The sequence below is a fragment of the Sphingomonas sp. QA11 genome (assembly GCF_028473665.1).
Taxonomy (GTDB): domain Bacteria; phylum Pseudomonadota; class Alphaproteobacteria; order Sphingomonadales; family Sphingomonadaceae; genus Sphingomonas; species Sphingomonas phytovorans.
In genome coordinates this window covers 4,248,669-4,260,581 of the sequence record NZ_CP098774.1, presented here as the reverse complement: position 1 = coordinate 4,260,581, position 11,913 = coordinate 4,248,669, and the positions used below count along the sequence as shown (strand labels likewise).

Genomic DNA, 11,913 nt, shown 5'->3' with positions numbered 1-11,913 from the left:
AGGTGCCTTACGTGGGTGTCGAGGGAGCGTCGCTCCTGACGGTATCGTCAGCCGCCTCTGCCCGATAGCCAAGCGTCGCCCGCCCCTGCACCGGGCCCGCGATATCGGCGACGAGATACAGCGGCCGCCGTTTCGATTCGACATAGAGCCGGCCGAGATATTCGCCGATCATGCCGAGCACGAACATCTGCACCGCGCCGAGCAGCACCACCACCAGCATGGTCGAGGTCCAGCCCTGCACCGCGCTCCCGGTCAGGAAGCCGACCGCGATATAAACGAACAGCAGCAGCGACGCGCCGGTCAGTGCCAGGCCGACATGGCTGGCGAAGCGCAACGGGGCGGTCGAGAAGCCGGTGACAGCGTCGAGCGCGAAGCGGACCATCTTGCCGAGCGGATATTTGGTCTCGCCGGCATGCCGCTCGGCCCGGTCGTAGATGAAGGGCACCTGGCGAAAGCCGATCCAGGCGACCATGCCCCGGATGAAGCGCGCCTGTTCCGGCAGCGACAGGAACGCGTCGAGCGCCCGCCGCGTCATCAGGCGGAAATCGCCGGTGTCGAGTGGGATCGGCGTGTCCGTGATCCGGTCGAGCATGCGATAAAAGATCGCCGCGGTCGCCTTCTTGAAAATGCTCTCGCCCTCGCGCTTGCGGCGCACGGCATAGACCACGTCGGCCTGCTGCTCGGCCATCGCCGCCCGCATGTTGGTGAGCAGTTCGGGCGGGTCCTGCAGATCGGCATCGATGATCAGGATCTGCTCGCCCGCGCAAAGGTCGAGCCCGGCGGTCAGCGCGAGCTGATGGCCATGGTTGCGCGACAGGTTGATCGCGACGAGGTGCGGATCGGCGGCGGCGATGCGCTGCATCGTCGGCCAGCTGTCGTCGCGCGACCCGTCATTGACAAACAGGATCTCGAAATCCTCGCCCACCGCCGCGCGCGCCGCCGCGGAAACGCGGGCATGCAGGATGTCGAGACAGGCTGCCTCGTTGTAGCAGGGGACGACGATGGAGAGCGCGGGGCGATGCATGGGCGCGCTGTTTAGCGGCAAGTCGTGCCCCCGTCATCGGGAGATTGCGCTGGATCAACCCGTTGCCGGCGAGAGCATTGCCGTGACGCGGCCCGGGGGGAGATCGCCGGTGCGCCGATTCTTCTCCCCTCCCGCTTGAGGAAGGGGCTGGGGTAGGGCCTGTCCGCGATCGCCCGGAATGTACCGGTCCATGGCCTTCATGCGACCGCCCTTCGACATGCACGCCCGGGGCCGGTTGACCGGTACTTCGGGGCGCGGGATTGACGCCGGGCTCGGAGAAGTACGGGAGCTGGACGGTGGCGAAGAAGAAAAAAACTCCTGCCACAGGATTTCGAGGCGCTGCTCGACCAGGGCGATCTCGACCGGCTGAAAGCGGTGTTCGATGTCTGCGAGCTCGATGCGCGCGGCGGCGTGTTCAAACAGACCGCGCTCGCCTTTGCCTCGTGCCCGGACGATCTGGCGCTCTGGCTGGTTGAGCAGGGTGCGGATATTTCCGCCGGCGATACCTATGGCGAAACCCCGCTGCATTCCCGCGCGCGGAGCTGGCAAGGTCGTATCGGTGTCCTGCTCGATCTCGGCGCCGATGTGAATCGGGGCGAAGGCGGACGCGGCACACCGCTGCATGGCGCGGCGGACGCCGGCCACCTCGAGAATGTCAGGCAGCTTCTGGAGCATGGCGCGGGCGTCGATGCGCTCGACGAGGACGGCTTTACGCCACTCGAAATATGCGCTCCGGCGATGCAGCAATGCGCAGATCGAACGGATAGCGCCACTTGCGGCGGTGCTGCTCGATGCCGGAGCCCGCACGACGCAGCGCATGCGGGCTTTCGTGACCCGGATCGGCACCGACTTCGAATTTCATCGCGCCAATTTCAATAAGGACAGCCGCGATGCGGCCAGCACCGCGCCCGATCGGCTCTATGCGCTGTTCGACGTGTCGCCGGTGCGGTGCCGGGCATTGCATGACGGCAGGTCGCCGATCGTTGCCACGGCGGATCGCTGGCAGGACCGGCACCAGCAGCTCTGGGTGTTGCTGGTGCCGTCAAGCGGCGCCGCGGCGAGCGTCCAGGGCGAAGTGATCCGGATATCCGGTCGGATCGCTGACGAACTCGACGGCAATGGCGGCGCGAACTGGGATGCGCAGTATCGGGCGATGGCTGACGCATGGCTCGCGCATGTCGGTTCCGGCAAGGCGCTGCCCCCGGCCCGAACTCGACAGCGCGGCGCAGGTCATTGCGGAGGTAAAGCGGCGGAGCGGGGATGCGCGGCGCCTGTGCGAGCTCGCCGTGGCATGGGTGGCGCTGAACCCCGGCCCCGTCGCGCTATCGCCACCGTCCTATGATCGCTGATTTTGCAGTATGATGTTGATCTAGAAGCTTTTTATTGTGCCATCTGCCTGGTGGGCCGTGCGTCGACCGCTCCACCATGCTGACCGCACCTGCTGCCAGCAGCGCCGCGATCAGCGCGTCAGATGGTGAAGGTCGTGCATCTCGACGTCGATCGTGTTGGTGTGGAATCCGGCGTCGCGGTTGTCCAGCCGCATGTTGACGATATTCTCCTTCTGTGCGCCGAAATGCGCTCTTCGCGCATTTTCAAACGGACTCTAAAAGGCGAACAGCAAATCCTTGAAAGTATAGAAAGAAGAAAGCTTGAGCAAGGTAACCATAATCTTGGAGATTCGTCTGGGAATGATGACGAAAAAGAAGATGCTAAAAAATGGGTGGTGCATAAGCATCGAATAGAGCAAGAGAAAAATGAACTTCAGGATGTCTCAATGCGGCTCGATGAACTTGAAAAGGCGGGAAAGCTATAACGTAGTGCCGTGTGTGATGAATGGGCTGATGGTTTTTCTTACAAGGAGTAAACGTGCCGTGGGTCGTCTTCCTAGTAGAGGTGCTGAGGCCATGAAGGTGATCGGACGCCTCTAAAAACCTATGGCGTTTGAGGGCGTGAGATGATTCACTGCATCCCGTGAGAACGGGAGGCAGCGATGGTACAACGCGGTTTCTTCGATGTTGATGATCGGCTTGCGGCACTGTCGGCGGCGGGGGATCCACTGGAACGGCTGAGCGCGGTGGTTGATTTCGCGTTGTTCCGGCCGGTGCTGGATGCAGCGCTTGCGCGGTCGGATCGCAGTCGCGGCGGGAGGCCACCCTATGACGCGGTACTGATGTTCAAGGTGCTGGTGCTGCAGGCGCTGTACAGCCTGTCGGACGATGCGTGCGAGTTCCAGATCCGCGACCGGCTGTCGTTCATGCGCTTCCTGGGGCTTGGGCTTGGCGACCGGGTGCCCGATGCCAAGACGATCTGGTTGTTCCGCGAGCAACTCGTCCAGGCGAAGGCGATCGAGAAGCTGTTCGCGGGCTTCGACGATGCGCTGCACGGGTCGGGTTATCTGGCGATGGGAGGGCAGATCATCGACGCGACCGTCGTGGCGGCACCACGCCAGAAGCTGAGCGACGAGGAGAAGGTCACGATCAAGGGCGGCGGCACGCCGGGACATTGGTCGCCAGCCAAGCGCCGGCAGAAGGACACCGACGCGCGTTGGACGATAAAGCGCGGCCGCCGCAAGCGCAGCGAGGCGAGCGAGATGAAGGCCAAAGGTGTCGAGATCGCGGTGCCGGTTTTCGGCTACAAGAACCACGCCGGGATCGACCGCCGCCATGGCCTGATCCGACGATGGGAGGTGACCAGTGCCGCCGCGCACGACAGCCGGCCGTTCGAGGGGCTGCTCGATCCGAGGAACACCGCATCGCCGGTATGGGCCGACACCGCCTATCGCTCGAAGCGCAACGAAGCCGCGATGGCGAAGCGCGGGCTTGTCTCGAAGGTCCATTTCCGCAAGCCGAAGAACAAGGACCTGCCGGCGCATCATGCCCGCGCCAACGCCGCAAGGTCACCAGTCCGCTCGGCCGTCGAGCACGTCTTTGCCGGGCAAAAGCACCGCATGAAGCTGTTCGTGCGCACCATCGGCATCGCCCGCGCCAAGGTAAAGATCGGCATGGTCAACCTCGCCTACAACTTCAGCCGCCTCGCCTGGCTCGAAGCCCGAGTTGCGCCTGCTTGACCGGATTTGCGCCAGATCAGGCACCCTCAGGGGCAGCGAACCGGCCAATACGCCCTTGTCGATGCCGGCAAACCCGCCATCCAGACCATGCCGACGCCGTCATCACCGTTCAAAGGCGTTCTTCGAGGTGTCCAATCGCCGTCGCGATGGCCAGTTCGGAATCGGCGACGAGGCTTGAGGGTGCGCGAGCGTTTTCTTTCCTTGGACGCGACGCGATTTCTCTGATGGACTCGGCTTTGAAATTAATACGAGATCCTAGCAGGAACGTAAGATCTTATATTATGGACGGCGTTATTAGTTGTCCTTGCGAAATGAATTTTGATCAGACGCGCCAGGTACTGGAGCTGGCGAACGATTCGGAAGACCTGGTGCGAGAAAAAGTGATGGTATTCATTGGGGCCGCTAATTTAGTTACCCTTGAGGGGGCAGTGAATTTGATGTCTGGCGACACGAGGCCTCTGTTCATTAAGGGCCTGAGCTATCTAGAGGGGTGCCCGGGGAACATTCAGGTTTTATTTGATAATTTTATTGAGGAGAGCAGCATTGAGGCGACGTTTGCTCTTGCCAGTCTGCAGAGAATGGCGCGCGCTGGAACTCTGACAACGATACCGTCCTATGTGGGAGATTCATATGTGGCTGGCGCGGCATTGCTCAATATCCGGCGGATCGTGGGCCGCGCTTCAAGGCAAAGACCGTCGCGACCCCTTGGCGCCTAAAATTATACCTAAGCAGTGCATTCACGCCACGCCCGTCCGATCCGTGAATTCAGCTTCGATCATATCTGCACATATCCGGCATGATTGATGTAGTTTGGGTATTCAGTCGCACTGAACTTTAAGAGGATTGAGCCGATGGTGTGGCAGATCGCGCCGAAGCTGCGCGGAGCCGTGCGCCACGTGCAAGGCCTGAGCTTGGCGAAGACCGCAAGCGTTCTTCCTTCCTACAGGGTGTGTGAGGGAAGCGCAGTCGCTACGACGCCCGCCTATATTTGAGGTAACGAGTTTCGAACGTCGTTTGGTCAGGCGGCCCAAGCGACATCGTTCATATCCAGCCGGCTGCCGGCTGGCAGGTCGCTGATCGGGTCTCCATCGTGCCCGGTAACGATGCGGATCAGTGCCGCCGCGCGTCAGACCCGCTCCACCATGCTGACCGCATCGGCCGCGCGCAGGGCCGCGATCAGGCGGGTCAGATGGTGGAGGTCGTGCACTTCGACATCGATCGTGTTGGTGTGGAATCCGGTGTCGCGGTTGTCGAGCCGCATGTTGACGATATTGGCCTTTTGCGCGCCGATAATCGTCGCGATCACGCCAAGCGCGCCGGGTTCGTTCTTGACCTCGACGGAAATGCGCGCGGTGGCTCCCTCCGTCTTGTCGCCCCAGGCGAGATCCACCCAGTCGGCATCGTCGCTTTCGGCCAGCCGTGGGCAGTTGATCGTGTGGACCTCGATCCCCTCGTTCGGCCGCCTCAGGCCGACGATCCGGTCGCCCGGCACGGGATGGCAGCATTCGGCGAGGTCAAACGCGACACCCGGGGTCAGCCCCTTGATCGAGATCGCGCTTGTCTGCAGCGGCATCTCGCGCGCCTTGGCGGCACTGGCCGAGCCTGGCATCAGGGCCTCCATCACCTCAGCATCGGTGATGCGCCGCCGGGCGATCGCTTCCATCAGCGCCGCCTCGTCGGCCAGCTTCACCCGTTTCAGCGCCGCGTCGATCGCGTCGGCGGCGAGCGGCGCGGGAAGGCGCTGGACGATCTCGTCATAGATCTTGCGCCCGAGCGACTGGGTCTCCTCGCGCTCCTTGTGGCGCAGATGGCGCCGGATCGCGGCGCGCGCCTTGCCGGTGATCGCGAAGCTCAGCCAGTTGGTCTGCGGCTCCTGCGCCTTGGAGCGCAGGATCTGCACCTGGTCGCCATTCTCGATGCTGGTCTTCAGCGGCACGACGCGCCCGTTGATCTTCGCGCCCACCGCCTGGTCGCCCAGATCGGTATGCACGGCATAGGCGAAGTCGATCGGCGTCGCGCCCTTGGGCAGCTGGTGAAGCTCGCCCTTCGGGGTGAAGGCGAAGATGCGGTCCTGGTACATCGCCATGCGGGTATGCTCGAGCAGCTCTTCCGGGCTCTCGGCATTGTCGAGGATCTCGACCAGGTCGCGGATCCAGCTGACCTGGGTCTCGGGGCGGACCTTATCCTGCTTGTAGGCCCAGTGCGCGGCGAGGCCCAGCTCGGCCTCCTCATGCATCTCCCCGGTGCGGATCTGCACTTCGACCCGGGTATTGTCGGCATGGATCACGCTGGTGTGGAGCGAGCGATAGCCGTTGCGCTTGGGGGTGGAGATATAATCCTTGAACCGTCCCGGCACCATCGGCCAGCGGCGGTGGATCACGCCAAGCGTCTGGTAACAGGCTTCCTCGCTCGGCACGATCGCGCGGAACGCCATGATGTCCGAAAGCTGCTCGAAGCTGATGTGCCGTTCGGCCATCTTCTTCCAGATCGAATAGGGGTGCTTCTCGCGGCCCGAAATATCGGCGTCGATGCCGTGGCGGGAGAGAAGCAGCTTCAGGCCGGACCCGATCTTCGCGATCCGGTCCCCGCCGCCCTCCTTAAGCTGGAGCAGGCGCTTGTTGATCGAATCATAGGCCTCGGGCTCGAGTTCCTTGAAGGCGAGCGTCTGCATCTCCTTCATGAACTCGTACATGCCGATCCGCTCGGCGAGCGGGGCATAGATGTCCATCGTCTCGCGCGCGATGCGGCGACGCTTGTCGGGATTGGGGATGTAGTGGAGCGTCCGCATATTGTGCAGGCGGTCGGCCAGCTTGACCAGCAGCACGCGGATATCGTCCGACATGGCGAGCAGGAATTTGCGGAGATTCTCCGCCGCGCGCTCATTCTCGGTCTGGGCTTCGATCTTGGAAAGCTTGGTGACGCCGTCGACCAGCCGCGCGACGGCGGGGCCGAACAGCTTCTCGATCTCCTCGATCGTGGCGACGGTGTCCTCCACCGTGTCGTGCAGGATCGCGGTGGCGATCGTCTCGTCGTCGAGATGCAGCTCGGTCAGGATGCCGGCCACCTCGATCGGGTGGCTGAAATAGGGGTCGCCCGAGGCGCGCTTCTGGGTGCCATGGGCGTTGACGGAGAAGACATAGGCGCGGTTGAGCAGCGCCTCGTCGGCTTGCGGGTCATAGTCGAGGACCCGGTCTACAAGTTCATATTGGCGCAGCACGCCTTAAGATGGGGCCGCGATGTATTGCTTTGCAACAAAAAGCTGGCCGCGGTCGTGAAACCGCGGCCGGCAAGGGGAGATCACTTCGCGCGGGCGTTGCACTTGGCGAGGGCGTCGGCGTCGAATGCCTGGCCGCCGGCGGTGAACGCGGTCAGCGCGCCGGCGCGCTGCACGATCATCTGGCACACGATGTTGTCGCGCGCTGGCGCCTTGTTGGCGGTGAACGCGGTGTCACGCCACTTCCACATGAGATTGCTGGTGATGAAGCTCGTCTTCGTCGGTTGCGCGACGGGAGTTGCAGTGTAGTAGCCATCGGGGCCCTGCGCGCTGCTTGCGAAGGGCGCGAGCATCATGACGGAAGCGGCGAGCGCGGCGGCGATCGAAAGAATGTGGGTCATTGTTTGTCCTCCTTGAAACCAGTTGCGAAACACTACCTAGTGTATTAAGTCTTAGGTTGCAACTGAAAACTTATATGGCATTTCCATGACGGGCGAATTGCGATACGCTCCCATGGTCGAGAGGACTGAGATGGGCGGACATATCCGTGAGAAGCTGAGCGAATGCAGTTTGCCTGCCGCGCTCGAGGCGATGGGCGAACGCTGGAGCTTCATGATCCTGCGGGCCGCGTTCAACGGCCTCCACCATTTCGAGGAGTTCCAGTCGGAACTCGGCATCGCGCGCAACATCCTGGCCAACCGGCTCGCCCGGCTGGTCGAGCACGGCATCCTGACTCGCGAGGCAATGCCGGAGGATCGCCGCAAGATCGAATACCGCCTGACCGAGAAGGGGGCGGCCCTGCTGCCGACGATGATCGCGCTGCGCCAGTGGGGCGAACGGTGGGAGACCGGCATGCCGGCGACGCCGGTGCTGGTCGACGCGCGCGACATGCGGCCGATCGGCCCGATCGAGGTGCGCGCCTGGGACGGACGGGTGCTGACGAAACACGACCTGCTCTGGGCGTTGGCCGAGGATGTCGTCCATGAACCCGAGATGCGGGCGGCCGAGTAGGTCAGCCGGGCAGCGTTTCCAGATAGGCACGGATTGCCGGATCGATCGGGACCGGTTTTCCCGTCGGCAGGTGGACGTTGACGATCACCATGTCGATCACGGTGTGGAGGTCGCCGGTCTGCGCATGGCATAGCTCGAACCGCTGCGTCATGCTCGAATTGCCGATTCGCCCAATCCGCACGAAGGCGTCGAGCGTGTCGCCGAACACGAACGGTTTCAGATAGTCGATCTCGGTGCGGCGGACATGGAATTCGGTTTCGGTCCAGACCGGACCGAGCGCGGCGCCGATGCCGGTCCAGTCCCAGAACTCGGTCGCCGCGACATCGGCATATTCGAGATAGCGCGAATTGAAGACGACCTTCTGCCCGTCGATCTCGGCATAGCGGACCTTGAGGCTGGTGGAAAAGGCAAAGCCGGGACGGATCATGCGGCGGCGATGGCCTGCGTCGGGCGCGCCGTCAATCCGGCGCGCCGATAACGGTCAGGCCGCGGCGAGCTCGATCCGGTTGCGGCCGGCGGCCTTGGCCGCATAAAGCGCGTTGTCGGCGGCACGGAAGGCATCCTCGATGCTGTCCCCCGGGGCCAGAGCCTCAAGTCCCATGCTGGCGGTGATGTGCAGGGCGGGTTCGATGCCCGGCACTGGCCGTTCGGCAAGCGTCCGGCGCAGGCGCTCGCACACGATGCCCGCGTCAACTACCGCAAGCCCCGCTAGCAGGATGCCGAACTCCTCGCCGCCGATCCGCCCGACCGAATCGACCGGGCGGAGATTCTCGCGCAGCAGATCGGCCAGCATCAGCAATGCCGCATCGCCGGCAGCGTGGCCGTGCTCGTCATTGACCCGCTTGAAATGATCGAGATCGAGCAGGGCGAGGGTGGACGGACGGTCCGGCCGCAGATGGGGCATCGCCTCCTTCACCTGCCGTCGGAAAGCGCCACGGTTGAGCAGGCCGGTCAGCGGATCGGTATTGGCGGCACGGAGCAGTTCGTCCTCGCGCATCTTGCGGCCGTCGAGATCGCGGATCACGCTGAACACCGCGGTGATCCGGCCGGATTGGTCGCGGACCGAGCGCATGTTGGATTCGAACCAGGCGACGTCACCGGTGGCCTTGGTCGCGCGATATTCGACCGTGAACACCCGTTCCGGCGCGCCCAGGGCCTCGACATGTACGGCGCTGACCCTCTCTCGGTCCTCGGGATGGACAAGGATCGCGGCATTCAGGCCGATGATGTTCTCGGGCTCGAAATAGCCGAGCTCGCGGACGGCCGGCGAGATGAAGCGGATCGTGCCGTCGGGCTCGAGGGTCATCATGATGTCGGTCGCGTTCTCCGCCATCAGCCGATAGCGGGTTTCGTTCTCGCGCAGCGCCGCCATCAGCCGGTCGCGCTGCACCAGCGCGGCGGCGACGGGCAGCGCCGTCACGAACAGCACGACCAGGTAGAACTGGAAGAATTGCAGCCGGCCGGCCTGGTCGACATGCATCAGTGCCATCGGCCCGTGGCCGTTGGTGGTCAGCACGCCGCCGATGAGCGCGACGATCAGGATGCCGACCGCCGCGCCGAACCGCTGGAACGCGAAGGTGCCGATCAGCAGCGGCACGATCGGCAGGAACAGCATCGGCAGCATGCTCTGGTAAAAGACGAGGAACGTGACGGCTGAAAGCAGCGCGATTGCGCCGACCGCCTTGGGCGTGCCGCGCCGCGCGTGGAAAAGCGGCCAGTCGATATCGCGGCGGGTGACCTGCATCGCAAGCGGCGCCGCGATCAGCGTGCCGACGCCGTGGCCGACGATCCAGTCGAACAGCGCCGGCAGGAAGCCGATCGGCAGCAACTGGCTCGCCATCCATGCGCCGGGCAGGCCGCTCGCGGTCGGCGCGAGAATCCCCGCCGCCAGCACGAACAGCGCGATCGAGCGGGAATGCTCGAGCTGGGTCCGGTCGACGCCCCAGCGCCTGAGCAGCAACGTCGCCAGCGCCCCCTCGCCGACATTGACGAGCGCGAAGGGCGGCGCAGCGGCGGGAATCGGCGAGAACAGCAGCGAAGCGGTCCAGGTCCCAAGGACTGCCGCGGCCAGGATCGGGGCCCATCGCCGCACCGGCGTGATGCACAGCGCAGCGATCAGCGGCGCATTCGCAAGCCACAAGAGGGCGATGCCGTCGCTCAGGCGCGTGAGCAGGATCGCGCCCGAAGCGAGCGCGAAATAGCTCAGTCCGACGACGATGATCGCGACCGGAGAAGGCGCGGCGGGGGAAGCGCGACCCATCCCGCCGCCATAGGGCCAAAGCCTTAAGCGCAGGTTAGGGCAGAGCTGCCCCCGGCCGAGCGGCGACGGGCGTCAGCCGGTGCGCGCCGGGGTATTGACGCCCATGCTCTGGAGATAGCGCTTAACGTTCCGCGCCGCCTGGCGGAGCCGCTGCTCGTTCTCGACCATCGCGATGCGCACAAAGCCTTCGCCATTCTCGCCATAGCCGACGCCGGGCGCGACAGCGACCTTGGCATGGGTGAGCAGTTGCTTGGAGAATTCCAGGCTGCCGAGATGCGCCAGCGCCGGCGGCAGTGGTGCCCAGGCGAACATCGACGCCCGCGGCGGCGGGATATCCCAGCCGGCGCGGCCGAAGCTTTCGATCAGCACGTCGCGGCGGCGCTGATAGAGCTGGCGGTTCTGTTCGACAATGTCCTGCGGCCCGTTGATCGCGGCGACCGCGGCTGCCTGGATCGGGGTGAAGGCGCCGTAATCGAGATAAGATTTCACCCGCGTCAGCGCCGAGATGAGCTGCGGGTTGCCGACCGCGAAGCCGATCCGCCAGCCGGCCATCGAATAGGTCTTGCTGAGCGAGGTGAACTCGACCGCGACGTCCTTGGCGCCCGGCACCTGCAGGATGGAGGGCGTCGGGCAGCCGTCGTAATAAAGCTCTGAATAAGCGAGGTCGGACAGCACCCACAGCTTGTGCTCCTTCGCGAACGCCACGACCCGCTCGTAGAAAGCGAGATCGACCACCTCGGCGGTCGGGTTGGAAGGATAGCCCATCACCAGCACGCTCGGGCGCGGCACGGTAAAGGCCATCGCCCGCTCGAGCGCTTCGAAATACTGTTCGTCAGGGGTGGTCGGCACGCTACGGATCGTCGCGCCGGCGATGATGAAGCCGAAGGTGTGGATCGGGTAGCTCGGATTCGGCGCGAGCACGACGTCGCCCGGCGCGGTGATCGCCTGGGCGAGGTTGGCGAGGCCTTCCTTCGACCCGAGCGTCACGACCACCTCGCTATCGGGGTTCAGCTCGACCCCGAAACGGCGCTGGTAATAATTGGCCTGGGCCTTGCGCAGCCCCGGGATGCCTTTCGATGCCGAATAGCCATGCGCGTCGGGCTTGCGCGCGACCTCGCACAGCTTCTCGATGACGTGCGGCGGCGGCGGCAGGTCCGGATTGCCCATGCCGAGATCGATGATGTCCTCGCCGCCCGCGCGCGCTTCCGCTCGCATCGCGTTCACTTCGGCGATGACATAGGGGGGCAGGCGCTTGATGCGGTAGAAATCGTCGGACATGGCTACTTCCGGTTAGAGGAAGCCTGTCCTTACGTGATTCCGGCACGCACGTGAATGAC

The 11,913-nt window shown here is 64.2% G+C and carries 12 protein-coding genes; 6 read left to right on the top strand and 6 right to left on the bottom strand.

Annotation, left to right across the window (positions count from 1 at the left end):
* Nucleotides 1–7: 7 nt before the first annotated feature.
* Complete coding sequence (locus NDN01_RS19655) at nt 8–1,024, bottom strand: glycosyltransferase family 2 protein (protein WP_272623488.1); 1,017 nt, start codon at nt 1,022–1,024, stop codon at nt 8–10.
* Between the two features lie 375 nt (nt 1,025–1,399).
* Here NDN01_RS19655 and NDN01_RS26020 point away from each other — a divergent pair, with 375 nt between their 5' ends.
* From NDN01_RS26020 to NDN01_RS19630, 5 genes are all read left to right on the top strand, one after another.
* Nucleotides 1,400–1,903, top strand: coding sequence for an ankyrin repeat domain-containing protein (locus NDN01_RS26020; protein WP_443025147.1), 504 nt, complete (start codon nt 1,400–1,402; stop codon nt 1,901–1,903).
* On the top strand, nt 1,842–2,366 hold the full coding sequence (locus NDN01_RS19645; protein ID WP_272623484.1) for a hypothetical protein: 525 nt from the start codon (nt 1,842–1,844) through the stop codon (nt 2,364–2,366). The genes NDN01_RS26020 and NDN01_RS19645 overlap by 62 nt, the downstream gene beginning before the upstream one ends.
* Nucleotides 2,367–2,495: 129 nt before the next feature.
* Nucleotides 2,496–2,837, top strand: a complete 342-nt coding sequence (locus NDN01_RS19640) for a hypothetical protein (protein ID WP_272623482.1) — start codon at nt 2,496–2,498, stop codon at nt 2,835–2,837.
* Between the two features lie 177 nt (nt 2,838–3,014).
* On the top strand, nt 3,015–4,091 hold the full coding sequence (locus NDN01_RS19635; protein ID WP_272621981.1) for an IS5 family transposase: 1,077 nt from the start codon (nt 3,015–3,017) through the stop codon (nt 4,089–4,091).
* Nucleotides 4,092–4,237: 146 nt separating this feature from the next.
* Complete coding sequence (locus tag NDN01_RS19630; RefSeq protein ID WP_272623481.1) at nt 4,238–4,807, top strand: hypothetical protein; 570 nt, start codon at nt 4,238–4,240, stop codon at nt 4,805–4,807.
* A gap of 410 nt (nt 4,808–5,217) precedes the next feature.
* Here NDN01_RS19630 and NDN01_RS19625 read toward each other — a convergent pair whose 3' ends face one another.
* Together NDN01_RS19625 and NDN01_RS19620 are read right to left on the bottom strand one after the other, a co-directional pair.
* Nucleotides 5,218–7,308 carry a RelA/SpoT family protein gene (locus NDN01_RS19625; RefSeq protein ID WP_272623479.1) on the bottom strand — a complete coding sequence of 697 codons (2,091 nt, stop codon included), beginning with the start codon at nt 7,306–7,308 and terminating at the stop codon, nt 5,218–5,220.
* Between the two features lie 80 nt (nt 7,309–7,388).
* A complete protein-coding gene (locus tag NDN01_RS19620; RefSeq protein WP_272623477.1) occupies nt 7,389–7,706 on the bottom strand; it encodes a CC_3452 family protein in 318 nt (105 codons plus the stop codon).
* A gap of 112 nt (nt 7,707–7,818) precedes the next feature.
* Here NDN01_RS19620 and NDN01_RS19615 point away from each other — a divergent pair, with 112 nt between their 5' ends.
* On the top strand, nt 7,819–8,316 hold the full coding sequence (locus NDN01_RS19615; RefSeq protein WP_272623475.1) for a winged helix-turn-helix transcriptional regulator: 498 nt from the start codon (nt 7,819–7,821) through the stop codon (nt 8,314–8,316).
* Between the two features lies 1 nt (nt 8,317).
* On the opposite strand, the gene NDN01_RS19610 is transcribed toward NDN01_RS19615, so the two are convergent.
* The 3 genes from NDN01_RS19610 to NDN01_RS19600 all read right to left on the bottom strand — a co-directional run bounded on the left by NDN01_RS19610 (nt 8,318) and on the right by NDN01_RS19600 (nt 11,854).
* Nucleotides 8,318–8,743 carry an acyl-CoA thioesterase gene (locus tag NDN01_RS19610; protein ID WP_272623472.1) on the bottom strand — a complete coding sequence of 142 codons (426 nt, stop codon included), beginning with the start codon at nt 8,741–8,743 and terminating at the stop codon, nt 8,318–8,320.
* Between the two features lie 54 nt (nt 8,744–8,797).
* On the bottom strand, nt 8,798–10,576 hold the full coding sequence (locus tag NDN01_RS19605; RefSeq protein WP_272623470.1) for a sensor domain-containing diguanylate cyclase: 1,779 nt from the start codon (nt 10,574–10,576) through the stop codon (nt 8,798–8,800).
* A gap of 72 nt (nt 10,577–10,648) precedes the next feature.
* Nucleotides 10,649–11,854: an LL-diaminopimelate aminotransferase gene (locus NDN01_RS19600; protein WP_272623468.1), complete on the bottom strand. Its 1,206-nt coding sequence runs from the start codon at nt 11,852–11,854 to the stop codon at nt 10,649–10,651.
* Nucleotides 11,855–11,913: the final 59 nt, after the last annotated feature.